Genomic DNA, 25312 nt, shown 5'->3' on the forward strand with positions numbered 1-25312 from the left:
GGGGACACTCAACACGCGAGACCACCGAGCGCCAGGGCAGGAGAGCAGCACAGATGACCGTCACCGAGGAACGTCCGTCCAGCCAGGAGACCGTCGGCGCAGGCCGCGTCGTCCGGGTCACGGGCCCGGTCGTCGACGTCGAGTTCCCCCGCGACGCGATGCCCGAGCTCTTCAACGCCCTCAAGGTCGAGGTCACCCTCGCCGACCTGGGCAAGACGCTGACCCTCGAGGTCGCCCAGCACCTGGGCGACAACGTGGTCCGCACCATCTCGATGGCCCCGACCGACGGTCTGGTCCGCGGCGCCCCGGTGAGCGACACCGGCTCCCCGATCATGGTGCCCGTCGGCGACGTGGTGACCGGGCACGTGTTCAACGCCCTGGGCGAGTGCCTGGACACGCCGGGCTACGCCGAGGACGCCCTGCACTGGTCGATCCACCGCAACGCACCCAAGTTCGACCAGCTCGAGGGCCGCACCGAGCTGCTCGAGACGGGGATCAAGGTCATCGACCTGCTGACCCCCTACGTCCGCGGCGGGAAGATCGGCCTGTTCGGCGGTGCCGGCGTGGGCAAGACGGTGCTCATCCAGGAGATGATCCGCCGCGTCGCCCAGGAGTTCGGTGGCGTGTCGGTGTTCGCCGGCGTCGGCGAGCGCACCCGTGAGGGCAACGACCTCATCACCGAGATGACCGAGTCCGGCGTCATCAACTCGACCGCCCTGGTGTTCGGCCAGATGGACGAGCCGCCGGGCACCCGGCTCCGGGTGGCCCTCTCGGCCCTGACGATGGCGGAGTACTTCCGCGACGAGCAGGACCAGGACGTGCTGCTCTTCATCGACAACATCTTCCGGTTCACCCAGGCCGGCTCCGAGGTCTCCACGCTGCTGGGGCGCATGCCCTCCGCGGTCGGCTACCAGCCGACCCTGGCCGACGAGATGGGCACCCTGCAGGAGCGGATCACCTCGACGCGGGGCCGCTCCATCACCTCGCTGCAGGCCATCTACGTGCCCGCCGACGACATCACCGACCCGGCGCCGCACACCACCTTCGCCCACCTCGACGCGACGACCGTGCTCTCCCGGCCGATCTCGGAGAAGGGCATCTACCCGGCCGTCGACCCGCTGGACTCGACCAGCCGGATCCTCGACGCGCAGTACATCGGGCAGGAGCACTACGACATCGCCCGCGAGGTCCAGCGGATCCTGCAGCGCTACCAGGAGCTGCAGGACATCATCGCGATCCTCGGCATCGACGAGCTCGGCGAAGAGGACAAGCTCACCGTCAACCGGGCCCGTCGCATCGAGCGGTTCCTCTCGCAGAACATGTTCGTCGCCGAGGCGTTCACCGGGCAGCCGGGGTCCTACGTCCCGCTCACCGAGACCCTGCAGGCCTTCAAGGCGCTGACCGTCGGCGAGTACGACCACGTCCCCGAGCAGGCCTTCTTCATGTGCGGTGGCCTCGAGGACCTCGAGCGGAACTACGACAAGCTCAAGAAGAGCTGATCGAGGACCCCTCGCCCCCGCCGCTCGCGACGGGGCCCGGCGAGGGGTCGTCCCAGCACCGGGTCCACGGCCGGGCACCCCCTCGGGGGTGCCCGGCCGTGGCGTTCTCCGGCGTCCTGCGCCGATCCAAGGCCGGGGACCGGTGACGGTCCGCGCGCGGGTGGCGCCGGTGCGCTGGCGGCGCGCCATCCCATCGGGTGGGCCGCGGCCGAGGGCCTCAAGTTGGGGCGGCCGGGTGACGAACATGTCCATCGGAACGTCCGAGCGGCGGGCGTCATGCACAGGAGTTCGACTCGTGCACACCTGGCACCTGGCAGCGGCGCTGCGCAGCGGGACGACGATGACGGCGACCTCGATGAGCGGGACGACCCGCGACGCAGCACCGGACGACGCGATGGAGTGGAGCTGGCCGCCGTACGCGCCGCTGGCAGTGGACGGTGAACCGTTCGACACGACCGAGTGGGCGCCGCCGTCGGTGGTCTGGCACCCCCAGCTGCGGCTCGGGCGCTGGACGGTGGTCTACCGCCGCACCGCCTGCTGACCGACCCCCTGCCCGCACCGCCGGCCGGTTGACGGCGGCGCGCTCGACGGGAGCCCGCTCCTCCCCAACCGGGGTGTGTCCGCAAGGCCGGTGACAGCCTGTGGCGGAAGCAGGGCCACGCCGCCGGTACAGTGGGGGAGACCCGCTGCCGCTCCGACCGGACCGGCGGCCCGCATCACCGGCCTGGCTCGGGCGGTCGATGACCCTGGAGGACATACGTGGCGACCCTGCAGGTCGAGCTCGTGGCCGTGGAGAAGATGCTCTGGTCCGGTGAGGCCAGCATGGTCATCGCCCGTACCACCGAGGGTGAGCTCGGTGTCCTGCCCGGCCACTCGCCCCTCCTGGGAGAGCTCGCCCCCGGGGGCGTCGTGCGCATCCGCACGGAGTCCGGTGAGGACCTCGTCGTCGCCGCGCACGGGGGTTTCCTGTCGGTGACCGAGCGCGGGGTCTCGATCCTCGCCGAGACGGCGGAGATCTCCACCGACATCGACGTGGAGCGGGCCCGTGAGGCGCTCCGCCGCGCAGAGCAGGCCGGGGACGACCCGGAGGCGCTCGCCGCGGCCCGGCGAGCCCAGTCCCGGATCCGCGCCGCCGGCCAGGACGCCTGACCGCCGACCGAGTCCGTACCTGACCCGCCTCGGCTGACGAGCCCCGCCCGGTGACCACCGCCGTCCTGGTCCTCGTCGGGCTGTTGCTGGTCGCCCTGGTCGCCGCCTTCCTGCTGCGCCGGCGGTTCCTGCTCTCCGGGCTGGGGGCGGTCACCATGTGGCTGCGAGCCCCCGGCACCTCCCGCTGGGCCGTCGGCGTCGCCTGGTACTCCGGCGACACGTTGCTCTGGTACCGCGCACTCTCCCTGTCGGTCCGCCCGAACCGGCGGCTGTGCCGCGCCCAGTTCCAGGTCGACGCCCGGCGTCGACCGACCGCGGCGGACCTGTCGCTGCCCGACGACAGCGTGATCCTGACCGTGCGCACCGGAGCCGGGCCCCAGGAGCTCGCGATGGACTCCTCGACGGTGACCGGGTTCCTGTCCTGGATCGAGTCCGCCCCGCCGGTCGACCGCTGAAGAAGGACCCTCCTGCCCCCCACCGCTCGCGAGCTCGCGGCGGGCCCCTGCAGGAGGGCCGAGCACGTGCGCCGTTCGGCTCGGGCCGGTCCTAGCTCTCGCGGGCGGCGCGCTGGGCGTGCACGCCGCTGTGCGCGCCGGGCTCCCAGAGCACGTCGCCGTCCGGGTTGGCGCCGCGGGCGAGGATGAAGAGCAGGTCCGACAGCCGGTTGAGGTATCGGGCGGTCTCGGTGTTGGTCCGCTCCGCGTCGTCGTCCAGCAGTGCCCAGACGCTGCGCTCGGCCCGCCGGGCGACCGTCCGCGCCGTGTGGAGCAGCGCGGCCAGCGGGGTGCCTCCCGGGAGGACGAACGAGGTGAGCGCGGGCAGCTCGGCGTTGGCCGCGTCACAGGCCGCCTCGAGTCGCTCCGTGTACGCCGCGGTGATCCGCAGCGGCGGGTGCTCCGGCGCCTCCTGGATCGGGGTGGAGAGGTCGGCGCCCACGTCGAACAGGTCGTTCTGCACGCTGCGGAGCAGCTCGGTGACCTCGGTCGACGGCCCGCCCAGGGCGATGGCGACCCCGATCGCGCTGTTGGTCTCGTCGACGTCGGCATAGGCGATCAGCCGCGCATCCGTCTTGGCCACCCGGGACATGTCCCCGAGGTGGGTCTGCCCGGCGTCACCGGTGCGCGTGTAGATGCGGGTCAGCCGGACGGTCATGGTCCCGAGACTAGGCCGGACCAGGCGGTGCGTCGCCACCCCCGCGCCCGGTCGGGCTCCGTCCGCACGCGCCTCTAGGCTGGGCGGGTGGACTGCTTCGAGGTGACCGGCGGGTCGTCCCTGCGCGGACGCGTCCGGGTCACCGGCGCCAAGAACAGCGCGCTGAAGCTCATGGCGGCAGCGCTGCTCGCCCCGGGCCGGACGACGCTGGACGAGGTGCCCGACATCCTCGACGTCACGATCATGAGCGAGGTGCTGCGGCGCCTGGGCTGTGGTGTGACCTTCGAGCGCTACCCGCTGGAGCCCGGCGGCAGCCCGAGCGGCGGCGGCCGGGTCCTGATCGACGTCCCCGAACGGCCCTCCAGCGAGACCGACTACGACCTGGTCCGCCGGATGCGCGCGTCGATCAGCGTGCTCGGCCCGCTGGTGGCCAGGCTGGGCACCGCCAAGGTGGCCCTGCCCGGCGGCGACGCCATCGGTTCCCGCGGGCTGGACATGCACATCGCCGGGCTGGAGCGGCTCGGCGCGACCGTGGTGAACGAGCACGGCTTCCTGATCGCGACCGCCCCCAAGCTCGTCGGCACCTCGATCTGGCTCGACTTCCCCTCGGTGGGGGCCACCGAGAACCTGGTGATGGCCGCCGCCCTCGCCCAGGGGACGACGATCGTGGACAACGCCGCCCGCGAGCCGGAGATCGTCGACCTGTGCCGGATGCTGGTCGCGATGGGCGCCCAGATCGAGGGTGCCGGCACGTCCACCATCACCGTGGAGGGCGTCCGGGAGCTGCGGCCGGTGGCCTACTCGACCGTCCCGGACCGCATCGTCGCGGGCACCTGGGCGATCGGTGCGGTGATGACCCGGGGCGACCTGGTGATCGAGCGGGCGGTGGCCGAGCACCTCAGCGTGCCGCTGGAGAAGCTCGTCAACGCCGGGGCGACCGTGGAGTCCCGGGACGACGGCATCCGGGTGGCGATGGCTGACCGGCCGCGGGGCATGGACATCGTCACGCTCCCGTTCCCCGGCTTCCCCACCGACCTGCAGCCGATGGCCGTGGCGCTGGCCGCGGTCTCCAGCGGCACCGCGCTGATCACCGAGAACGTCTTCGAGGGCCGGTTCATGTTCGTCAACGAGCTGGTACGGCTCGGGGCCGACGTGCGCATCGACGGCCACCACGCGGTCGTGCGGGGCCGGGAACGGCTCTCCAGCGCGCCGGTGCTCGCCACCGACATCCGCGCCGGCGCCGGGCTGGTGCTCGCCGGGCTGTTGACCGACGGCGTCACCGAGGTGCAGGACGTACACCACGTCGACCGCGGCTACCCGGACTTCACCGAGCAGCTGCGCGGGGTGGGCGTGCAGATCGAGCGGACCCAGCGGCCGGGCTGAGTCAGCGCCCCCCGAAGGACAGCGCGAGCGCGCGGGCGCGCTGGAGGTCCTCGGGGAAGACGAGCACGTCGGCCCGGTGCGCGGCCGGCTCGCGGATCGTGGACCGGATGCCGGCGTCGCTCAGCACGGCCCGCAGGGCCAGCGCCGACTCCCGGCGGGTGAGCGTGGCCACCGGTGTCAGCAGCTCCTCGCGCTGCACCGGGGTGCCCGACGTGCTGTCCGAGGCGAAGGCCCAGCGGAGGAACAGCCCGATCAGCAGCAGCATCAGGAAGGCGATGACCGGTCCCACGGCGTAGTGCAGGCTCCCGGCGTCGATCGGCACGCTGACCCCCTCCGGAGGGGCGCGGCCGGCCGGCCACGAGCCCGGCCCCGAGTGTGCCACCGCGGGGGGAGGCCCGTGGCTACTGGTGAGTAACCGCCCTACACTCCGCTGGCATGCCGTTCCCTTCAGCGCCGAAGGACCGCGACCGTCCCTGGGTCATGCGCACCTATGCCGGCCACTCCTCGCCCGCGGAGTCCAACGCCCTCTACCGGCGGAACCTCGCCAAGGGCCAGACCGGGTTGTCCGTCGCCTTCGACCTCCCCACCCAGACCGGCTACGACCCCGACGACGAGCTGGCCGTTGGGGAGGTCGGCAAGGTCGGGGTGCCGGTGGCGCACATCGGTGACATGCGGGCCCTGTTCGACGGCATCCCGCTGGACGAGATGAACACGTCGATGACGATCAACGCGACCGCGATGTGGCAGCTCGCGCTCTACCAGGCGGTCGCGGAGGAGCACGGCCACGACGTCGCGCAGCTGGCCGGGACGACGCAGAACGACATCATCAAGGAGTACCTGTCGCGGGGGACCTACGTCTTCCCGCCGGCGCAGAGCATGCGGCTGATCACCGACATGGTCGCCTACACCGTGACGGCGATGCCGCGGTGGAACCCGATCAACATCTGCAGCTACCACCTGCAGGAGGCCGGGGCCACGCCGGTGCAGGAGATCGCCTACGCGATGAGCACCGCGATCGCCGTCCTGGACTCGGTGCGCGACTCCGGGCAGGTGCCGCCCGAGCGCTTCGGTGACGTCGTCGCCCGGATCTCCTTCTTCGTCAACGCCGGGGTCCGGTTCGTGGAGGAGATGTGCAAGATGCGCGCCTTCGGCCAGCTGTGGGACGAGCTGACCGCGGAGCGCTACGGCGTCGCCGACCCGAAGCAGCGGCGCTTCCGGTACGGGGTGCAGGTCAACTCCCTCGGCCTGACCGAGGCACAGCCGGAGAACAACGTCCAGCGGATCGTGCTGGAGATGCTCGCGGTCACGCTGTCCCGGGATGCCCGGGCGCGGGCGGTGCAGCTGCCGGCCTGGAACGAGGCGCTCGGCCTGCCACGGCCCTGGGACCAGCAGTGGTCGCTGCGGCTGCAGCAGGTCCTGGCGTTCGAGACCGACCTGCTGGAGTACGAGGACCTGTTCACCGGCTCGGTGGTGGTCGAGCGCAAGGTCGCCGAACTGGTCGAGGGCGCCCGGGTGGAGATCGCCCGGGTGCAGGAGCTGGGCGGCGCGGTGGCCGCGGTCGAGTCCGGCTACATGAAGAGCGAGCTGGTGGCCTCGCTGGCCCAGCGCCGGCGGCGGATGGAGAGCGGGGAGGACGTCGTCGTCGGGGTGAACCGCTACACGACCAGCGAGCCCAACCCGCTGCTGGCCGATCTCGAGACCGCGATCCAGAGCGTCGACCCGGCGGTCGAGGCGGCGGCGCAGGCGGCGGTGCAGCGGTGGCGCGAGGAGCGGGCGCCCGGGGCGGTGGCCGCGGCGCTCGACGAGCTGCGCGCAGCCGCGGCCACCGACCAGAACCTGATGGCCGCCACGCTGCGCTGCGCGCGGGCCGGCGTGACCACGGGGGAGTGGGCCGGCGCGCTGCGCGCGGTGTTCGGTGAGTACCGGGCCCCGACCGGCGTGGGTGGCGCCAGCGCCGGTGCGGCCGACGCGAGCCTGACCGAGGTGCGTGAGCTGGTCCGGCGCACCGGCGCAGAGCTCGGGGGGCGGCTCCGCTTCCTGGTCGGCAAGCCCGGGCTGGACGGGCACTCCAACGGTGCCGAGCAGATCGCCGTGCGGGCCCGGGACGCCGGGTTCGAGGTGGTCTACCAGGGGATCCGGCTCACCCCGGCGCAGATCGTCTCCGCGGCCGTCGAGGAGGACGTGCACGTGGTCGGCCTGTCGGTGCTCTCCGGGTCGCACCTGCAGGTCGTCCCGGCGGTGCTGGCCGGCCTGCGGGCGGCCGGCCTGGACGACGTCCCGGTGGTCGTCGGCGGGATCGTCCCCGACGGCGATGCCCGGCGGTTGCGGGACCTCGGCGTGGCCCGGGTCTTCACGCCCAAGGACTACGGGATCACCGACATCATGGCCGAGGTGGTCGCCGTCGTCCGGGAGGCGAACGGCCTCGCCGAAGACGCCCCGGTGCCCGTCTGAGGGCAGGGCGGCTCGACCGGCCGTCTGTTGACTTTCGATCGACAGCGAGCGATTGTCGATCCATGCCACACGTGCATCCGCTGGTGCTCCCGATCCGGTTCCTGCTCGCGCTGTTGTTCACCGCCCTGGTCGCCGCCCAGATCTGGGTGGCACCCGGGATGTTGCCGGACCTGGCCGACCCGTCGCTGGAGCAGTCGCTGGTGCGGGGGACGATGTTCGTGGCCTCGATCGTGGGGCTGGCGTGCGTGCAGGTCGTCGTCGTCTGCACCTGGAAGCTCCTGACCATGGTCCGGCGGGACTGCATCTTCAGCACCAGCGCGCTGCCGTGGGTGGACGCGATCGTCGTGGCGATGGTCGTCGGCTGGCTGATGCTGCTCGGCGCCTTCGTCAGCTCGTACTACTTCGTCATCGACGAGGTCAGTGACGACCCGGGGCCGCCGGCCCTCCTGCTGGTGCTGCTGCTGGTGGGGGCCGTGGTGGGGCTGCTGATGGCGGTCATGCGCGCGCTGCTGCTGCAGGCCACGACGCTGCGCAGCGACATGGAGGCGGTCATCTGATGCCGATCGTCGTGCGCATCGACGTGGAGCTGGCCAAGCGGAAGATGAGCGTCGGCGAGTTCGCCGAACGGGTCGGGCTCACCCCGGCCAACGTGGCGGTGCTGAAGAACGGCCGGGCCAAGGCCGTCCGCTTCAGCACCCTGGAGGCGATGTGCCGGGTGCTGGGCTGCCAGCCCGGTGACCTGCTCGAGTGGGTCGAGGACGAGCACGCCGAGCCGCTCGCGGTGCAGGCGGCCCACCGGTGACAGACCGATGGTCCGCCCCGGCCGTCACCCGAGCCGGACGACGACGCCCTCGGTGGCGCTGCGGCGGGCGGCGTCGAGCACGGTGAGCGAGGCGACCGCGTCCTGCGGCTCGACCGGCACCGCACCCAGGCCGCGGACCGCGGCGGCGAACGCCGGGTAGAACGTGTCCCAGGCGCCGGGCAGGGTCGGCACCCGGTACTCGTGGTCCCCCCGCCGGACCCGGCCCCAGCGCGCCTCCGGCTCGGCGCCCCACTCCGGACCGCGGGTGGCCGGTGTCTCCCCGGCGACCAGCGCCTCCTCCTGGCCGTCCATCGGCCCGCCGACGACGTAGCTGCCGGCCGTGCCGGTGACCCGGAACCGGTTGCCCGGTGCGCCCTCGCTCCAGCTGCCGGCCAGGTGCGAACGGGCGCCGCCGGCGTGCGTGAGGGCGACGAAGACGTCGTCGTCCAGCCCGCTCTCGCGCACCCGCCACTCGGCGTAGACGGAGGACACCGGGCCGAGCAGCACCAGCGCCTGGTCGACCAGGTGGCTGCCGAAGTCCAGCAGCGTGCCACCCCCGGACGGCGCCGGGCCGGGCTCGGGGGTGAACCGCTCGAAGCGGGACTCGAACCGGGTGATCGTGCCCAGCGTCCCCGCCTCGGCCAGCGCCTGGACGGTGCGGAAGTCGGAGTCCCAGCGGCGGTTCTGGTACGGCGCCAGGGGCAGGCCGAGCCGGCGGGCCCGCTCGGCGGTGGCCCGTGCGGCCGGGGCGTCCAGCGCGAACGGCTTGTCGCAGACGACGGCCAGGCCGAGGTCGAGCGCCTGGTCGGTGAGCGCGGTGTGGGTGTCGGCGGGGGTGGAGATCGCCACCGCCTCGACGCCGGCCGCGGCCAGCTCGGGCAGGGACCCGACGGCGGTCACGCCCGGGTGCTCCTGGCGGAGCAGCTCGCGCCGCTCGGCCGAGGAGGTCGCCACGGCGACGAGGTCGCACTCCACCGCGGCGGCGAGCAGCGGGGCGTGGAAGTACCGGCCGCCGAAGCCGTACCCCACCAGTCCGAACCGAACGGGCTCCACCACGGTGCTCCCCACCTCGACGACGCGTGACCGGATCATCCCCTGTCCGCTGTCGCCGGCATCGCGGGGCTCAGCTCCAGGGGCGGACGGGCGCAGTACCTCAGAGCAGGGGCGCCGGACGGCCGAACAGGTACCCCTGGCCCTGGCACACGCCCAGGGACCGGAGCGTGCGGACCTCGGCGGGGTCCTCGATCCCCTCGGCCACCAGTCGGGCACCCGTCGCGGTGGCGAAGCTGACCATCGCGGTGACCATCGCCTGCTTGGCCGGGTCGGCGTGCACGCCGGTGACGAGTGCGAGGTCCAGCTTGATCGCGTCGGGGTGCAGCCGCAGCACGTGCCGGAAGCTGGCGTACCCCGCACCGGCGTCGTCGACGGTCAGGCCGATGCCGGCGTCGCGGAGACGGGTCAGGGCTCGTCCCAGGGCGTCGTAGTCGTCCACCGGGCTGTGCTCGGTGACCTCGACCGCGACGTCCAGGTGCCGATGGTCCAGCAGCAGGTCCGTGACCGACGGGCACAGCAGCGCCGGCGGGGAGAGGTTGATCCCGAGTGGGCGCCCTGCGGGGAGCCGTGGTGCCACGGCGAGCGCAGCGCGCGCGGCCAGCTCCTCCAGCTGGGTGCCGAGCCCCGCGGCCGCAGCCGCACTGAACAGCCGCTCCGGCCCGTCGGCGATGCCGGGGAACCGGGCCAGCGCCTCGTAGGCCACGACCTCCTCGGTGGCCAGGTCGACGATCGGCTGGACATGGGTGACGACCGCGCCCTCGCTCAGCACGTCGCGCACCCGGCCGGCGGGGTCGGCCGGGGGTTCGGGCAGCGGCTCGGCCAACCGGTCGGCGATGAGGTCGGCCAGGAGCTCCAGGGTGCGGGCGGCCGCGCCGTCCAGGTGCGCGCCGTCGTCCCGGCTCACGCAGCACAGCATCCCGACCGGGCGGCCGTCGGGCGCGCGCACGGGGGCGCCCACGTAGGAGCCGATGCCGAGGTCGGCGGTGACGGCCAGGTCGCGGGTGCCGGGGTGCCGGCGGGCGCCGGTGACCACCGGGGGCAGTTGCCCGCTGAGCACCCGGACGCAGAAGGAGCCCTCCAGGGAGGGCTCCATCCCGGGGCGCACGTGCATGGCGTCCAGTGCGCCGGTGGCGGCGCGGATCTGCTGGCTGCTCTCGGTGAACGTGGACATCCAGGCGACGTCCATGCCCAGCCGGGTGCGCGCTGCGTCCAGCACCCGGTGCAGCCAGGCGGGGGAGAGCGCGACGGACGGCGGGGTCGGCGACGTCGGGCTCCCGGTCACCCCGGCAGTCTCGCCCAGGACGTGCGCCGGCGGAACCATCTCGTCCCGATCCGTCGGCGGGTCGCCCGATCGGCCCGGGTCACGGCACCCGCGGGCCGAACCGGACGTCGACGCCGGGGGAGAAGAGCACGCTGTCCGGGGCGCCGCCGACCGCGGGCAGGCCGGCGGCGGCGACCAGGTCGTCCTCCAGCTCCAGCAGCTCGGCGGCGTGCAGCGGCCACTCCGGGTGCTCGTTCGGCCAGTAGGCCAGCCGGCCCAGGGTGGTCTGGTGCAGGCCCCAGCGGCTGGTGAGGAACCGCGGCAGCGGGCCGGGGTCGGCCAGCCGGGCCCCCACCCGGACGGTGATGCGGCCGCCGGCGCCCCGGGGACCGGGCCAGCGGCGGGCCGCCTGGTAGGTGATCCGGTCGCCGTCGCGGGCGATGCGCATCCGGGACCAGAGGTAGGGCAGGTGCGCGATCCAGCGGGCGGCCAGGACCGGCAGCAGCCGGTCGGCCTCCAGCGACCGGAAGACCACGCCGCGCCGTCCCTGGTCGTCGACCGAGTAGAGCCGCACGTTCGTCTCGGCGAACGAGCCGAGGTAGGGCAGCCCCGGCGCCCCGAGCAGGCCGATCCGGCGCATCCGGAAGGGGATGAGGCCGACGTACGTGACGCCGTCCAGCACGTCGGGTCGGGCGCCGGCCGGCAGCAGTGGGGCGACCAGGGCCGGGTCGACCGCCCAGTGCAGGAACGTGACGTCCCGCCAGCCCTGGGTGAAGACGGTCCGGCGCACCGGTCGCGGGGAGGTGGGGGTGACGTCCTCGACGGTGCTCACCCGGTCAGCCTGCCCCCACCTCGGCCGGCGTGCGCTCGGCCACCGCGTCGACGGGGGGCCGGCGGCGGTGGACGAGGAGGCGGACGCCCTCGCCGAGTGCGGCCAGGACCAGGGCCAGGCCGAGGCCCAGCAGCAGGCCGCGCAGCGGGTCCCGCTCGAAGGCCAGCCCGCCGACGTACCCGATCCCGGCGGACCAGCCGGCCCAGGTGAGGGCGGCCAGCGCGGCGAAGGGGGTGAACCGGCGCAGTGGCCAGCCCACCGCCCCGGCGGTCAGCGTCACCGCCGTCCGCAGGCCCGGTACGTACCGGGCGGTGACCAGCAGGACCCCGCCGCGCGCGGCCAGCAACCGGGCCGCCCGGTCCAGCGCCGCCCGGCGCCGGCCGCCCGGCCGGGCCCAGGCATGCAGCCGGGGGCCCGCCCGGTGCCCGATCAGGTAGGAGGCGTGGTCACCGGCGAAGGCCCCCAGTGCGGCCACGGCGACGACCGCCGCCAGGTCGGGCTGCCCGGTCGCGGCGAAGACGCCGGCGGTGATCACCACGCTCTCGCCGGGCACGACGGGCAGGAAGCCGTCGAGGGCGGCCAGCGAGAACAGGACCAGGTACACCCACGGGGAGGCCATCAGCTCCTGCACCCAGCCGAGCACGGCGTCGGTCACGGTCGGCTCCCCGGGAACGGCATGCCCCGAGCCTGCTCGGCGGGGGAGCGGCGCACATCCCCCTCAGGTCCCCCCCGGCATCCCCCGCGAGGATGACGGGACGCCGACGGTCGACCGCCCGGTGATGACCTCGCTCACGCGGCGGAATGGCGGACGGCGATGGCGGCCTTGATCGGCACGTGATCGATCTCTGGTGGCTGACGCGGCGTCGCGTCATCGACCACGGGCGGATGACCACCTCGCGCTGAGCGCACCCGGTCCCGACCCGTCCGCCACCCCGCACCGCCCCAGAGAGGCACCCTCCCGTGCTCGCACGTCTCCGCCGCGTCCCCTTCGCGGTCCAGGTCCTGCTCGGCCTCGTCGTCGGCATCTCCCTCGGCCTGGTGGCCCGCGCGATGGGCCCGGTCGACGGGTCCTTCGTCGACGGCGCCCTGGTCCCCGGCACCGACGCCAACTGGCTGACCAGCACCCTCACCACCATCGGCAACACCTTCGTGGGGCTGCTGCGGGCGATCGTCGTCCCGCTGATCGTCACCGCGATCATCGTCAGCATCGCCAACCTCAAGCAGGTCTCCAACGCCGCCCGGCTGGCCGGCCAGACCCTGCTGTGGTTCGCGATCACCTCGCTCATCGCCGTCTCCATCGGCATCGGGCTCGGCCTCCTCACCCAGCCCGGCAACCGGAGCTCGGTCGACGCCGGACTCGCCGAGGCCCCGGCGACCACCGGTTCCTGGTGGGACTTCCTGACCGGGCTGGTCCCGGCGAACTTCCTCGGACTGGAGGGGAACGGCGACGGCGGGGTCAGCTTCAACGTCCTGCAGCTGATCGTCGTCTCGGTCGCCATCGGGGTCGCGGCGCTGAAGGTCGGTGCCGCCGCAGACCCGTTCCTGTCGGTCACCCGCTCGGTGCTGGCGATCGTGCAGAAGGTCCTCTGGTGGGTCATCCTGCTCGCGCCGCTGGGCACGGTCGGGCTGATCGGCAAGGCCGTGGCCAGCTACGGCTGGGAGTCCCTCGGCTCGCTCGGGGTCTTCGTCGGCGCGGTGTACGCCGGCCTGGCGATCGTGCTGCTGGTCGTCTACCCGGTGCTGCTCAAGCTGCACGGGCTGTCGCCGGTGCGCTTCTACGCCGGGGCCTGGCCGGCGATCCAGCTGGCCTTCGTGTCCCGCAGCTCCATCGGCACCCTGCCGGTGACCCAGCGGGTCACCGAGACCGAGCTGGGCGTCCCGCGCAGCTATGCGTCCTTCGCGGTGCCCCTCGGCGCGACGACGAAGATGGACGGCTGCGCGGCGATCTACCCGGCGCTGGCCGCGATCTTCGTGGCGGAGTTCTTCGACGTCGACCTCTCGATCACCGACTACCTGCTGATCGCGCTGGTGTCCGTGGTGGGCTCCGCGGCGACCGCGGGCGTGACCGGCGCGGTCGTGATGCTCACGCTCACGCTGTCCACGCTGGGCCTGCCGCTGGCCGGCGTCGGCCTGCTGCTGGCGGTCGACCCGATCCTCGACATGGGCCGGACCGCCACCAACGTGACCGGCCAGGCGCTGGTGCCCACCATCGTCGCCAAGCGCGAGGGGCTGCTGGACCTGGAGCGGTTCCGGTCGACCCGGCCGGCGGAGCCGCTGACCGCCGTCGCAGAGCGGGACGGCGTGGACGGCGACCTGCGCTCGCCGCAGCCGGTCTGAGCCGGGGTGCTCCCCGGGCCGCTCGGTCCGGGGAGCACGACGGTCCTCAGTCGGTCAGGTCCGCGCAGCCGGACTCGTGCGGCAGCAGCGGGCGGAAGGTGATCGACCAGCGGGCGCCGTCCGCACCGACCCAGGGGGTCAGGGCGTTGGCGTCCCGGGCCGCGGCGGCGACGGCCTGCGCCTCCTCGCCCGTCGCCGTCACGCAGCTCACGCCCGGGGCGATCGGCTCGCCCGGCAGGGCCGGCCCCGGCCAGGTCAGCTCCCGGTGGGTCAGGTCGTCGTTGGGCTCGGTCCACGGCCTGGCCAGCGCCGCGACCGTCTCCGGGCTGTACTGCTCCGGCGTCTGACCCTCGCTGTAGAGGGTCTGCGAGAGGTCGGTCAGGTCGTCGAGCAGGTCCCGCAGCTGTGCCCGCCCCTCCTCCTGCTCCTCGGTGAGCCCACCGGCGCCCGGTTCCCCGGGGAGCCCGCCGGTGCTCTCCCGGAGTGCGTACACCTCTCGCTGCACGGTGCGCTCCGCGGTGTTCAGGGTGAACCGGGTGGAGGTGGCATCGGCCAGTGGTGGGGAGCCCAGGTCGGTCGTCTCGGCGATGCCGGCGTCCAGCATCCGTTCGGCGAGCTCCTGCACGGTGGCCTGGTCGACCTGCTGCACCAGGACGTTGGGCCAGGCCGGCCCGGGGTACATCTCCGGCACCGGCCCCTGGGTGATCACCCGGCCGTCGGCGTAGACGCTCACGATCGGCAGCCGCGCGGCCAGCATCTCCGGCGTGGTGAAGCCGCCGACGTCGGCGACCTGGAGCACCAGCGCGTCCTCGCCCTCGGGCAATGAGACGGTCTCGGACTCCGTGGGCGTCTCGCTGGACGGGCCGGGTGGCGCGGCCCCGGTGCCGCCCCGTTGGGCGCAGGCGGTCAGCAGCAGGGTCGCCAGCGCGAGACCGACGGCGGGACGGAGGGCAGGTGAGTTCCGCACAGGGAGTACACGGCTCGGCGGCCCAGGGGGTTCCACGGGCTCCTGCGTGCTCCCGCCGGTGCGGAGGGCCGGCGGGACGGCCGGTAGCGTCGTCGTCCGTGCGCCTGGTCATTGCCCGCTGCTCCGTGGACTACATCGGGCGGCTCACCGCCCACCTCCCGCCCGCCACCCGGCTGCTGCTGGTCAAGGCCGACGGTTCGGTGTCCATCCACGCCGACGACCGGGCCTACAAGCCGCTGAACTGGATGAGCCCGCCGTGCTCGGTCAAGGAGGACCTGACGGACTCTCCGGACGGCGGCACAGCGGGCACCTGGACGGTCACCAACAAGGCCGGCGAGCAGCTGATCATCACCATCGAGTCGGTCGAGCACGACTCCCGGCACGACCTCGGCGTCGACCCCGGCCTGCAGAAGGACGGCGTGGAGGCCGACCTGCAGCGACTGCTCGCGCTGCACGTGGAGACCTTCGGCGAGGGGTGGTCGCTGGTGCGCCGGGAGTACCCGACCGCGATCGGCCCGGTCGACCTGCTCTGCCGGGACGCCGGTGGCACGACGGTGGCCGTGGAGATCAAGCGCCGCGGCGAGATCGACGGGGTCGAGCAGCTGACCCGCTACCTGGAGCTGCTGAACCGCGACTCGCGGCTGGCCCCGGTCAAGGGCGTGTTCGCCGCCCAGGAGATCAAGCCGCAGGCCCGGGTGCTGGCCGCCGACCGCGGCATCGAGTGCCTGACCGTCGACTACGCCGTCCTCAAGGGCACCGACGACCCCTCCCAGCGCCTCTTCTGACCGGGGCTACCGGCCGGTAGCGCCCGGGCGACCCGGTGGTGCGAAACTTCTCGGGATCACCGACGGTGGAGGGATGGCAGCGTGGCCAGAGAACTGACCGAGGTCGGCGTGGTGGGGCTCGGCACGATGGGTGCCGGCATCGCCGAGGTGCTCGCCCGGGCCGGGTTGTCGGTGACGGCGGTCGAGGTGACCGACGAGGCACTGGAGCGCGGCCGGGCGCACGTCGAGCAGTCGACCGGCAAGGCCGTCGCCCGCGGGAAGCTCGAGGCCGGCGACCGCGACGTCATCCTGTCCCGGATCCGGTTCACCACGGCGATGGAGGACCTCGCCGTCGCCGAGCTGGTCGTGGAGGCCATCCCGGAGCGGATGGAGCTCAAGGCCCAGCTGTTCTCCAAGCTGGACGCCATCTGCCCGCCGGACACCATCCTGGCGACCAACACCTCCAGCCTGTCGGTCACCGAGCTGTCGGTCACCACCGGCCGCCCCGGCAAGGTCATCGGGATGCACTTCTTCAACCCCGCTCCGGTGATGAAGCTGGTCGAGATCGTGCGCACGGTGGTCACCGAGCCCTCGGTGGTCGAGGACGTCGAGGCGCTGGCCGCGCGGCTGGGCAAGATCGACGTGACGATCGGCGACAAGGCGGGGTTCATCGCCAACGCCCTGCTGTTCGGCTACCTCAACCACGCCGTCTCGATGTTCGAGAACCGCTACGCCAGCCGCGAGGACATCGACGCCGCGATGCGCCTGGGCTGCGGCCTGCCGATGGGCCCGTTGGCGCTGATGGACCTGATCGGGATCGACACCGCCTACGAGATCCTCGTGACGATGTACCAGCAGTCGCGCAACCGGCTGCACGCCCCCGCGCCGATCATCAAGCAGATGATGACGGCCGGGCTGCTGGGCCGGAAGAGCGGCCGCGGCTTCTACACCTACGCCGGCCGCGACTCCGCCGAGGTGGTCCCGGACGCCGCGACGCCGGCCACCGGAGGTGCCGCCGAGGGGGCCCGCCCGATCCGCAGCGTCGGCGTGGTGGGCTCCGGGACGATGGCCGTCGGGATCGTCGAGGTGGTCGCCAAGGGCGGCTACGACGTCACCTTCGTGGCCCGGACGCTGGACAAGGTCGAGGCCGTGCAGCACGCGCTGACCCGGTCGCTGGACAAGCAGGTCGCCCGCGGCCGGCTGGACGAGGCCGAACGGGACGCCGCCCTGGCCCGGGTCACCGGCTCCGCGCAGCTCGACGACCTCGCCGGGGCCGACCTGGTCATCGAGGCCGTGGTCGAGCACCTGGGCGTCAAGCAGGCGCTGTTCGCCGCACTCGGGGAGATCGCCAAGCCCGGCGCGGTGCTCGCGACCACGACGTCCAGCCTGCCGGTCATCGAGTGCGCCAAGGCCAGCGAGCGCCCCGGTGACGTCGTCGGCCTGCACTTCTTCAACCCCGCACCGGTGATGAAGCTGGTCGAGGTCGTCTCCACGATCGCCACCGAGCCCGACGTCGCTGCCACCGCGCACGCGCTGTGCGCGCAGGTGGGCAAGCACGCGGTCTCCTGCACCGACCGGGCCGGGTTCGTCGTCAACGCGTTGCTGTTCCCCTACCTCAACGACGCGGTCAAGATGCTGGAGGCGCACTACGCCACCGCCGACGACATCGACGCGGCGATGAAGGTCGGCTGCGGTTACCCGATGGGCCCCTTCGAGCTGCTGGACGTCGTCGGCCTGGACGTCGCCCTGGCGATCGAGCGCGAGCTGTACACCGAGTTCCGCGAGCCCGGGTTCGCCCCGGCACCGCTGCTCGAGCACCTGGTGACCGCCGGCTACCTGGGCCGCAAGGCCGGGCGCGGCTTCCGCGACCACGCGAACCGGTAGCCGGTGCCCCGCCGAGGTGGCTCACGGCGTGGTCCGGGGCGTGCCCGGTCCGCGCAGCCGGGGCGTGGGCCGGTGGCGGCCCGGCAGCCGGTCGAGGAGGCCGCGGACGGCGACTGGGTGGTGCGGCCGCTCACCGGGGCGGGCAGCGACAAGAGCTACCGCTGCCCGGGCTGTGACCAGCTGATCCCGCCGCGGACCCCGCACGTGGTCAGCTGGCCGGCCTACGCCCGGGACTCCGACCTGGACCCGTGGGACACCGACTCGGCGTCGGACTGGCGGCGGCACTGGCACACCGCCTGCTGGCGGGCCCGCGACCGTCGCCGCTGAGGGACCCCACTGCCCCCACCACTCGCGAGCTCGCAGCGGGGCCGTTCCGTCATCCTGCGGATGCGTGGACGACGACGTTGTCGGTGTAGCTGCGCCGCGAGCGGTCGAAGGTGCCGCCGCAGGTGATCAGCCGGAGCTCGGCGCCGGTGGTCGGCCCGTAGACCTCCTCGGTCGGGAAGTCGCCCTTGGGGTGGGCGGACACCCGGGTCACCGTGAACGTCACCGGCCGGCCGTCGCTGCCGGTGACGACCACCTGGTCTCCGGCGGTGAGCTCCTCCAGCCGGGAGAACACCCCGGGCCCGGTGTGGTCGTCGACGTGCCCGGCCAGCACCGCCGGCCCCACCTCACCGGGCACCGGGCCGGCGGCGAACCAGCCCGCCTGCTGGACGTCCGCCGGGGGCACGAGGGCACCTGCGCCGTCCACGCCGATCGGCACGAGGTCGGTGTCCACGCCGATCGCGGCGATGCGCAGCCCGACCGGGGGCGCCACGGCCGGCTCCGCCGGCACTGCCGCAGCGGGGCCGAGGAGCGCCGGCGCGGGGGGAGACGCCACCGCGGTGCTGCGGACGGCATCGGCGGGGTGGTCCACCAGTGCCACCCCACCGGCGAGGACGGCCACCGCGAGCAGCCCCGCGCGCAGCGCCGTCAGCTGGTGGCGGCCCGGTCGGGAGGCCCCCTCGGGACCCGTCATCGCCGGCGGGTCAGGAGGTCCGGAGGTGGCTGCGGGTGCCCGGGACGGGGCCGGCGCAGGCCGACGGCCAGCAGCAGTGCGGTGAGCGACAGGGCGGCGAGGGCTGCGCGGCCGACCGGCGGGCCGTCGTCCGTGGCCGTACCGCCGCCGCCGGCCTCCACGCCGCCGACCGGCACGACCCCGGGAGCTGCGGCGTCCAGGGTGACGCGCACGGTGAGCCCACCGTCCGCGCGGTCCAGCACGAGCACGGTGTGGACCGACCCGGCAGCGAGGTCGACCGACAGCTCGACCGGGGTGCCGCCAGAGTCGGTGACGAGGAGCGTCCGTGCGCCGCCGGGCACGTCGACGGGCTCGGTCGAGTCGGCGAACGCCAGGTCCGCGGCCAGCACGGTGCCTCCGCCCAGAGCGACGTCCAGCGGGGAGCCGGTCGCCGCGGCGTTGACCACCCGGACCCGGGCAGCCCCTGCCGGCGGCAGCGTGAGGTCGTCGGTGCGGACGGCGAGGCCCAGGTCGGCGAACCGCCCCACCGCGGCGACCGTGGTCGCGGTCCCGGGGGCCACGGTCACGGCGGTGGCGAGCACCGGAGGACTGGCCGGGTCGGCGCCGGCCGCCCGCGCGCTCACGGTGTAGCTGCCGGCGGGGACCCGCTGGTAGGCGGACACGTCGCCGTAGCCGAGCGCGGGCAGCAGGACCTGGGCGCCCGGGGCCGAGACCGAGTCGATGGAGGCATGGTCGATGAACGCGTCGATCGACGGGGTGTCGGGGGAGAGGTGCATCATCCGCACCAGGCCGGTCTCCTCCGCCGGTGCGGCCGCCGCCCCGGGTGCCGCCAGCAGCCCGAGGGAGCACAGGGCGGCGCTGAGCACGGCGATCAGCACGGTCCGAGACAGCCCGGGCACGGTGTTCCCCTCCGGTGGTGGTGGATCACCCTCCCCCGGCCCGGTGCGCCGGACGGGTCCGTCGAGGAGCAGGGCGGCGGTCAGCCCCGGTTCGCCGGGGGCTGACCGCCCTGCCCGGCCGGCACGGCCGGGGTCGGCTGGACCCGGGTGGCCGGACCGCGGGCAGGTACCGGCGGCGTCTGCCGCACGCCGGGCTGGGGTCGCTGCTGAGGAGCCTGCTCGGCCGCCGGCTGCTCCGCCGTCGTCCGGTCCTCGGCCGGAGCCTGCTGGGCGGGAGCCTGCTGGGCCGGCGTGCTCTGGGTCGGGTGTGCCGGCGCCGGGGTCCGGACCGGCTGCTGCGCGCCGGCCGCGGGTGCCGGCTGGGCCGGTACCGACTCGGTCCGGACCGCCTGGACCGGGACCGCCTGGGTCTGGGCGGCCGCCGGCTCCGGGGTGGGCTGCGTGGCCGGCGCCGGGCGCTGCTCCGCACCCGGCTGCTCGCCGGCGGCCGCCTGCTCCTGCTGGGCGGACTCCACCGTGGCGGGCTGCTGCGGCCGGGCCGCCTCACGCTGCTCGGCCGGAGCAGCCGGGTGGGCGTCCTCCGCCGGCTGTGGCTGGTCGGAGAGATCCGGCAGCCGGCCGAGCAGCGTGCGGACGTCGGCCAGCCGGCGGGTCAGGTCGTCCCGGATCTTCCCGATCGCGGCCGCGGCGGCCTCGGCCTCGGCGACCGTGCGGTGGGCCCGCTCGTCTGCCTCGGCGACCCGCTGCTGGGCGGTGGCGATCGAGGCCTCCTCGCGCTCTTGCTCCTGCCGGGCGGCATCGCTCCGGCGGGCGCGCTGCGCGATCTCGAAGTCCTGCTCCGCCTTGGCACGGCGAGCCTGGGAGTCGTTGTCGAGCCGGGTCACCCGCTCCTGGGCCTTGGTGACCAGGTCGTCGGCGCGGGCCTGGGCGACCGCGGCGATCTGCTCGGCGTGCTGCCGCGCCTCGGCGACCAGGCGTTCGGCCTCGGCCCGGCTGGCGGCCGAGCGCTCCCCGAGCGCCCGCTCCTCACCGGCGATCCGCTCGCGGATCGCCTCTGCCTCGGCGGCCACGGCCGCCTGCAGCTGGGCGGCCTGCTCCTCGGCCGAGCGCCGGATCTCCCCCGCTTCGTCCTGGGCGAGCTGCAGCATGTTGGAGATGCGCTCGCCCATGTTCTCGAACGTGGGGGCGCTCGCGCTGGCGGCCCGGCGTCGCAGCGACTCGACCTCGCCGTGCAGCGCCTGCAGCTGACGGGCGAGGTCGGCCGACCGGGACACGGCGGCGTCCCGGTCGGCCAGCGCCACGTGCAGGTCGGCGTCGAGACCGGCCAGCGTCTCGGCGACCTGGTCGCGGTCGTACCCCTTGCGCACCACGTCGAAGGTGGGGCCGCCGTCGCGGTAACCGAACTCGTCGTCGCGGGGGTCGCTCATGGCGTCATCCTCGCATTGATCGAAGGTGTGGTCAGCGTGTCGAGGGCCGCACCCAGCGAACTCCCAGGCAGCCCCTCGTCAGACGTCCCGGAAGCGGTTGATCGCGGTGAGGTGCCGTTCCCGCTTGGCGTGGTCCTTGACGCCCAGGCCCTCTTCCGGGGCGAGGGTCAGCACGCCGACCTTGCCCTGGTGCAGGTTGCGGTGGACGTCGTAGGCGGCCTGGCCCACGTCGTCCATGGCGTAGGTCTTGGACAGCGTCGGGTGGATCAGCCCGCGGTCGATCAGCCGGTTGGCCTCCCAGGCCTCGCGGTAGTTGGCGAAGTGCGAGCCGACGATCCGCTTGAGGTTCATCCAGAGGTAGCGGTTGTCGTACTGGTGCAGGAAGCCGCTGGTCGAGGCGCAGGTGACGATGGTGCCGCCCTTCTTGGCGACGTAGACGCTGGCGCCGAAGGTCTCCCGCCCGGGGTGCTCGAAGACGATGTCGGAGTCGTCCCCACCGGTCAGCTCGCGGATCTTCGCGCCGAGCCGCTGCCACTCCTTCGGGTCCTGGGTCTCCTCGTCCTTCCAGAACCGGTAGCCCTCCGCGGAGCGGTCGATGACCAGCTCGGCGCCCATCCGGCGGACGATCTCGGCCTTCTCCGCGCTGCTCACCACGCACACCGGGATGGCCCCGCCGTTGAGCGCCATCTGGGTCGCGTACGAGCCGAGCCCGCCGGAGGCGCCCCAGATGAGGACGACGTCGCCCTGCTTCATGTCCGCGCCGTTGTGGCTGACCAGCTGCCGGTAGGCGGTGGAGTTGACCAGCCCCGGGCAGGCCGCCTCCTCCCACGTGAGGTGCGCCGGCTTGGGCATGAGCTGGTTGCTCTTGACCAGGGACAGCTCGGCCAGGCCGCCGAAGTTGGTCTCGAAGCCCCAGATCCGCTGCTGCGGGTCCATCATCGTGTCGTCGTGGCCGGCCGGGTCCTCGAGCTCGACGGACAGGCAGTGGGCGACGACCTCGTCGCCGGGCTTCCACCTGTTGACGCCGGGGCCGACCCGGACCACGACGCCGGAGAGGTCCGAGCCCACCACGTGGTAGGGCAGGTCGTGCTTCTTGGTCAGCTCGTTGAGCCGGCCGTACCGGGCGAGGAACCCGAAGGTGGAGACCGGCTCGAAGATCGACGTCCAGACGGTGTTGTAGTTCACCGAGGAGGCCATCACCGCGATCAGCGCCTCGCCCGGACCGATCTCCGGGGTCGGCACCTCCTCGACGTGCAGTGCCTTGCGGGGGTCCTTGTCCTTGGTGGGCAGGCCCTCGAACATGTCCTGCTCGTCGCGGCGGACCAGCACGGCGCGGTAGGACTCCGGTGTCGGAAGCCCTCCGATCGCGTCGAGCTGGTCGGCGAGGACGGCGTCCCTGATCTGGTCCATGCGTGCGCTCCCGGGTCGTCATTGGCTCGGAGGGTGCAGGTGTGGCGCGGAGGTTACTGACCAGTAGCTCCGGTTGGCCAGGTCATGTGACCCAGGCAACTCATCCGTGGGCGGCGGGCTCGACCAGCTCGATGAGCACCCCGCCGGCGTCCTTCGGGTGCACGAAGTTGACCCGGCTGCCCGACGTGCCGCGCCGGGGCTCGTCGTAGAGCAGTCGCATGCCGCGCTCGCGCAGCGTCGCGCTCGCCGCCTCGACGTCGGCGACCCGGAACGCCAGCTGCTGCAGGCCCGGGCCGGAGCGGCCGATGAACTTCGCGATCGTCGACTCGGGGGTCAGCGGGGCGAGCAGCTGGACGCGGGTCTCGCCGTCGCCCACCGCGAGCATCGCCTCGCGCACGCCCTGCTCGGTGTTGGTCTCCTCGTGCACCGAGTGGATCCCGAAGGTCGCCGCGTAGAAGGCGATCGCCTCGTCCAGGTCGGGGACGGCGATGCCGACGTGGTCGATCGTGCTGAACAGGCCGGTGTGCGCGTCGTCGGGCACGGCGGAGGTCATGCGCGCATCCTGCCGCTGCCGATCGCCGACGGGGAGCCCGTTGTGACGGGCTTCACGTCCTGCCGGTGGCCTCCGTCACCGGCAGGGACCCGGCGGACGACGCGAGCCCTATCCTGACGACAACCCGTGGTGTCCCGACGGTCTGCCCCGAGGGACCACGCGGTGTCCTGCCGAGACGGTCGCCAACGGCGGTGACCGGGAGTCACTGGAGCCTCGATGAGCCAGCCCGCATCCACCCGTTCCGTCATCGTCGGGGGTGCCCGCACCCCGATGGGCCGCCTGCTCGGCTCGCTGAAGGACTTCTCCGCCGCCGACCTGGGCGGCGTGGCGATCAAGGCGGCGCTCGAGCGCGCCGGCATCACCGGCGACCAGGTCGACTACGTGATCATGGGCCACGTCATCCAGGCCGGGGCCGGCCAGAACCCCGCCCGGCCCGCCGCCGTCGCCGGTGGCATCCCGATGTCGGTGCCCTCGTTCACCCTGAACAAGGTGTGCCTCTCCGGCCTCGACGCGATCGCCCTGGCCGACCAGCTGATCCGGGCCGGTGAGTTCGAGGTCGTGGTCGCCGGCGGCATGGAGTCGATGACCCAGGCCCCGCACCTGCTGCCCACCTCGCGCACCGGCACCAAGTACGGCGACGCCACGCTGGTCGACGCGATGGCGCACGACGGCCTGACCGACACCTTCGACCAGGTCGCCATGGGCGCGCTGACCGAGCAGGCCAACAGCCGGTACGGGCTGACCCGCGAGGAGCAGGACGCCTTCGCCGCCGCCAGCCACCAGAAGGCCGCCGCCGCGCAGAAGAACGGCCTGTTCGACGACGAGATCACCCCGGTGCTCATCCCGCAGCGCAAGGGCGACCCGATCGAGTTCCGTGAGGACGAGGGCATCCGCCCGGACACCACCGCGGAGAGCCTGGGCCGGCTGAAGCCCGCGTTCTCGAAGGACGGCACGATCACCGCCGCCACCTCCTCGCAGATCTCCGACGGCGCCTGCGCGGTCGTGGTCATGTCCGCGGCGAAGGCCGCGGAGCTGGGGCTGACCGTGCTCGCCGAGATCGGTGCGCACGGCGTGGTCGCCGGGCCGGACGCGACGCTGCAGAGCCAGCCCGCGCGGGCGATCGCCAAGGCCTGCGCTCGGGAGGGGATCGACCCCGCCGACCTGGACCTGGTCGAGCTCAACGAGGCGTTCGCCGCCGTCGGCATCGTCTCCACCCGCGAGCTGGCGGTCGACGAGGAGAAGGTGAACCCCAACGGGGGCGCCATCGCGCTGGGCCACCCGGTCGGGATGAGCGGTGCGCGGATCGTGCTGCACCTGGTGCTGGAGCTGGGCCGCCGCGGTGGTGGGGTCGGTGCCGCGGCGCTGTGCGGCGGCGGTGGCCAGGGCGACGCGCTCGTCCTGCACGTACCCGCCCGGGCGTGACCTCCCAGCCCGAGGACACCGCCGTCCAGACGCCGGCCGCCGTGGTCCCGTCCGGGCGGCGGGGTCGCCGGGCGGCCGACGTCGGCACCCTGGTCTCTCGTGCCCGCGAGGGGGACGCCCGCTCGGTGGCCCGGCTGATCTCGCTCGTCGAGGACGCCAGCCCGCTGCTGCGTGAGGTCGCCGCCGCGCTGGCGCCGCACACCGGCCGGGCCCGGGTCCTCGGGCTCACCGGCCCGCCCGGGGTGGGGAAGTCGACGACGACGACCGCCCTCGTGCGGGCCTTTCGCGAGGCCGGCCAGCGGGTCGGCGTCCTGGCGGTCGACCCGTCGTCCCCCTTCTCCGGCGGCGCGCTGCTGGGCGACCGGGTGCGGATGCAGGACCACGCCGGGGACGGCGGCGTCTTCATCCGCTCGATGGCCTCCCGCGGCCACCTCGGCGGGCTGGCCTGGGCGACCCCCCAGGCGCTGCGGGTGCTCGACGCGGCCGGCTGCGACGTCGTCCTGGTGGAGACCGTGGGGGTCGGGCAGTCGGAGCTGGAGGTCGCCTCGCTCGCGGACACGACGCTGGTCCTGCTGGCACCGGGGATGGGCGACGGGATCCAGGCGGCGAAGGCCGGGATCCTGGAGGTCGCCGACGTCTTCGTCGTCAACAAGGCCGACCGGGACGGCGCGGACACCACCGTGCGCGACCTGCGGGCGATGCTCTCCCTCGGCGGCCGGCACACCGAGTCCGGGGCCTGGCGCCCGCCGATCGTGAAGACGGTCGCCTCCCGCGACACCGACAACGGGGTCGCCGACGTCATGGCCCGGCTCGAGGAGCACGGCGACTGGCTGGCCTCCTCGGGCGAGGGGCGCCGGCGCCGCGTCGAGCGCGCCGCCCGGGAGGTCGAGGCGATCGCGGTGGCCGGGCTGCGGGAGCGGATGGGCGACGTCTCGGGGTCGGCGGCGCTCGGTGCGCTGGCCGAGCAGGTGGTGGCGGGGGACACCGACCCCTACCGGGCGGCCGACGAGCTCATCGCGCACCTGTAGGAGGCGGCGGGCAGGATGGCG

The 25312-nt window shown here is 73.8% G+C and carries 26 protein-coding genes; 14 read left to right on the forward strand and 12 right to left on the reverse strand.

Annotated features, from left to right (window positions below):
- The first annotated feature begins 53 nt into the window (after positions 1-53).
- The 4 genes from atpD (at position 54) to O2W20_RS06045 (ending at position 3103) form a co-directional block, all read left to right on the forward strand.
- On the forward strand, positions 54-1499 hold the full coding sequence (gene atpD, locus O2W20_RS06030) for a F0F1 ATP synthase subunit beta (protein ID WP_269158804.1): 1446 nt from the start codon (positions 54-56) through the stop codon (positions 1497-1499).
- 295 nt (positions 1500-1794) lie between these two features.
- Positions 1795-2040, forward strand: a complete 246-nt coding sequence (locus tag O2W20_RS06035; protein WP_269170819.1) for a hypothetical protein — start codon at positions 1795-1797, stop codon at positions 2038-2040.
- 218 nt (positions 2041-2258) lie between these two features.
- On the forward strand, positions 2259-2648 hold the full coding sequence (locus O2W20_RS06040) for a F0F1 ATP synthase subunit epsilon (RefSeq protein ID WP_269170820.1): 390 nt from the start codon (positions 2259-2261) through the stop codon (positions 2646-2648).
- Positions 2649-2698: 50 nt separating this feature from the next.
- Complete coding sequence (locus tag O2W20_RS06045) at positions 2699-3103, forward strand: DUF2550 domain-containing protein (protein WP_269170821.1); 405 nt, start codon at positions 2699-2701, stop codon at positions 3101-3103.
- Between the two features lie 91 nt (positions 3104-3194).
- Here O2W20_RS06045 and O2W20_RS06050 read toward each other — a convergent pair whose 3' ends face one another.
- Complete coding sequence (locus O2W20_RS06050) at positions 3195-3800, reverse strand: cob(I)yrinic acid a,c-diamide adenosyltransferase (RefSeq protein WP_269170822.1); 606 nt, start codon at positions 3798-3800, stop codon at positions 3195-3197.
- Positions 3801-3887: 87 nt separating this feature from the next.
- On the opposite strand from O2W20_RS06050, the gene murA reads away from it, so the two are divergent.
- On the forward strand, positions 3888-5183 hold the full coding sequence (gene murA / locus O2W20_RS06055) for a UDP-N-acetylglucosamine 1-carboxyvinyltransferase (protein WP_269170823.1): 1296 nt from the start codon (positions 3888-3890) through the stop codon (positions 5181-5183).
- 1 nt (position 5184) lies between these two features.
- On the opposite strand, the gene O2W20_RS06060 is transcribed toward murA, so the two are convergent.
- Positions 5185-5505: a hypothetical protein gene (locus O2W20_RS06060; RefSeq protein ID WP_269170825.1), complete on the reverse strand. Its 321-nt coding sequence runs from the start codon at positions 5503-5505 to the stop codon at positions 5185-5187.
- A gap of 113 nt (positions 5506-5618) precedes the next feature.
- Here O2W20_RS06060 and O2W20_RS06065 point away from each other — a divergent pair, with 113 nt between their 5' ends.
- The 3 genes from O2W20_RS06065 (at position 5619) to O2W20_RS06075 (ending at position 8436) form a co-directional block, all read left to right on the forward strand.
- The gene (locus O2W20_RS06065) at positions 5619-7634 is read left to right on the forward strand and encodes a methylmalonyl-CoA mutase family protein (RefSeq protein ID WP_269170827.1); all 2016 of its coding nucleotides are present in this window, start codon (positions 5619-5621) and stop codon (positions 7632-7634) included.
- Between the two features lie 62 nt (positions 7635-7696).
- Complete coding sequence (locus O2W20_RS06070; RefSeq protein WP_269170828.1) at positions 7697-8191, forward strand: DUF2975 domain-containing protein; 495 nt, start codon at positions 7697-7699, stop codon at positions 8189-8191.
- Complete coding sequence (locus tag O2W20_RS06075; RefSeq protein WP_269170829.1) at positions 8191-8436, forward strand: helix-turn-helix domain-containing protein; 246 nt, start codon at positions 8191-8193, stop codon at positions 8434-8436. The genes O2W20_RS06070 and O2W20_RS06075 overlap by 1 nt, the downstream gene beginning before the upstream one ends.
- A 24-nt stretch (positions 8437-8460) precedes the next feature.
- Here the strand turns inward: O2W20_RS06075 and O2W20_RS06080 are convergent, their stop codons facing one another.
- The 4 genes from O2W20_RS06080 to O2W20_RS06095 form a co-directional block, all read right to left on the reverse strand.
- On the reverse strand, positions 8461-9528 hold the full coding sequence (locus O2W20_RS06080) for a Gfo/Idh/MocA family protein (RefSeq protein ID WP_269170830.1): 1068 nt from the start codon (positions 9526-9528) through the stop codon (positions 8461-8463).
- A gap of 61 nt (positions 9529-9589) precedes the next feature.
- The gene (locus O2W20_RS06085; RefSeq protein ID WP_269170831.1) at positions 9590-10771 is read right to left on the reverse strand and encodes a sensor domain-containing phosphodiesterase; all 1182 of its coding nucleotides are present in this window, start codon (positions 10769-10771) and stop codon (positions 9590-9592) included.
- Between the two features lie 79 nt (positions 10772-10850).
- Entirely contained in the window at positions 10851-11582 is a 732-nt protein-coding gene (locus O2W20_RS06090; RefSeq protein WP_269170832.1) for a YqjF family protein, read from the reverse strand.
- A gap of 4 nt (positions 11583-11586) precedes the next feature.
- On the reverse strand, positions 11587-12237 hold the full coding sequence (locus O2W20_RS06095; RefSeq protein ID WP_269170833.1) for a DedA family protein: 651 nt from the start codon (positions 12235-12237) through the stop codon (positions 11587-11589).
- A 305-nt stretch (positions 12238-12542) separates the two neighbouring features.
- On the opposite strand from O2W20_RS06095, the gene O2W20_RS06100 reads away from it, so the two are divergent.
- Complete coding sequence (locus tag O2W20_RS06100) at positions 12543-13919, forward strand: dicarboxylate/amino acid:cation symporter (protein ID WP_269170834.1); 1377 nt, start codon at positions 12543-12545, stop codon at positions 13917-13919.
- A 46-nt stretch (positions 13920-13965) separates the two neighbouring features.
- Here the strand turns inward: O2W20_RS06100 and O2W20_RS06105 are convergent, their stop codons facing one another.
- Positions 13966-14886 (reverse strand): hypothetical protein, encoded by a 921-nt coding sequence (locus O2W20_RS06105; RefSeq protein WP_269170835.1) that lies wholly within the window; start codon positions 14884-14886, stop codon positions 13966-13968.
- 98 nt (positions 14887-14984) lie between these two features.
- Here O2W20_RS06105 and nucS point away from each other — a divergent pair, with 98 nt between their 5' ends.
- The 3 genes from nucS to O2W20_RS06120 all read left to right on the forward strand — a co-directional run bounded on the left by nucS (position 14985) and on the right by O2W20_RS06120 (position 17861).
- Positions 14985-15671, forward strand: coding sequence for an endonuclease NucS (nucS, locus tag O2W20_RS06110; protein WP_269170837.1), 687 nt, complete (start codon positions 14985-14987; stop codon positions 15669-15671).
- An 81-nt stretch (positions 15672-15752) separates the two neighbouring features.
- On the forward strand, positions 15753-17534 hold the full coding sequence (locus O2W20_RS06115; protein ID WP_269170838.1) for a 3-hydroxyacyl-CoA dehydrogenase family protein: 1782 nt from the start codon (positions 15753-15755) through the stop codon (positions 17532-17534).
- A gap of 72 nt (positions 17535-17606) precedes the next feature.
- Positions 17607-17861 carry a hypothetical protein gene (locus O2W20_RS06120; RefSeq protein ID WP_269170839.1) on the forward strand — a complete coding sequence of 85 codons (255 nt, stop codon included), beginning with the start codon at positions 17607-17609 and terminating at the stop codon, positions 17859-17861.
- A 49-nt stretch (positions 17862-17910) separates the two neighbouring features.
- Here the strand turns inward: O2W20_RS06120 and O2W20_RS06125 are convergent, their stop codons facing one another.
- From O2W20_RS06125 to mce, 5 genes are all read right to left on the reverse strand, one after another.
- The gene (locus O2W20_RS06125) at positions 17911-18552 is read right to left on the reverse strand and encodes a class F sortase (protein WP_269170840.1); all 642 of its coding nucleotides are present in this window, start codon (positions 18550-18552) and stop codon (positions 17911-17913) included.
- Positions 18549-19451 carry a DUF4397 domain-containing protein gene (locus O2W20_RS06130; protein WP_269170841.1) on the reverse strand — a complete coding sequence of 301 codons (903 nt, stop codon included), beginning with the start codon at positions 19449-19451 and terminating at the stop codon, positions 18549-18551. The genes O2W20_RS06125 and O2W20_RS06130 overlap by 4 nt, the downstream gene beginning before the upstream one ends.
- 80 nt (positions 19452-19531) lie before the next feature.
- Positions 19532-20878: a hypothetical protein gene (locus O2W20_RS06135; protein WP_269170842.1), complete on the reverse strand. Its 1347-nt coding sequence runs from the start codon at positions 20876-20878 to the stop codon at positions 19532-19534.
- 78 nt (positions 20879-20956) lie between these two features.
- Positions 20957-22288 (reverse strand): crotonyl-CoA carboxylase/reductase, encoded by a 1332-nt coding sequence (ccrA, locus tag O2W20_RS06140; protein ID WP_269170843.1) that lies wholly within the window; start codon positions 22286-22288, stop codon positions 20957-20959.
- Positions 22289-22388: 100 nt separating this feature from the next.
- A complete protein-coding gene (mce, locus tag O2W20_RS06145; RefSeq protein WP_269170844.1) occupies positions 22389-22841 on the reverse strand; it encodes a methylmalonyl-CoA epimerase in 453 nt (150 codons plus the stop codon).
- A gap of 216 nt (positions 22842-23057) precedes the next feature.
- Here mce and O2W20_RS06150 point away from each other — a divergent pair, with 216 nt between their 5' ends.
- Positions 23058-24263, forward strand: coding sequence for an acetyl-CoA C-acetyltransferase (locus O2W20_RS06150; protein ID WP_269170845.1), 1206 nt, complete (start codon positions 23058-23060; stop codon positions 24261-24263).
- Complete coding sequence (meaB, locus tag O2W20_RS06155) at positions 24260-25291, forward strand: methylmalonyl Co-A mutase-associated GTPase MeaB (RefSeq protein ID WP_269170846.1); 1032 nt, start codon at positions 24260-24262, stop codon at positions 25289-25291. Before O2W20_RS06150 ends, meaB begins: the two co-directional genes overlap by 4 nt.
- Positions 25292-25312 lie beyond the last annotated feature (21 nt).

The organism is Modestobacter sp. VKM Ac-2982, from assembly GCF_026967935.1.
Taxonomy (GTDB): Bacteria; Actinomycetota; Actinomycetes; order Mycobacteriales; family Geodermatophilaceae; genus Modestobacter.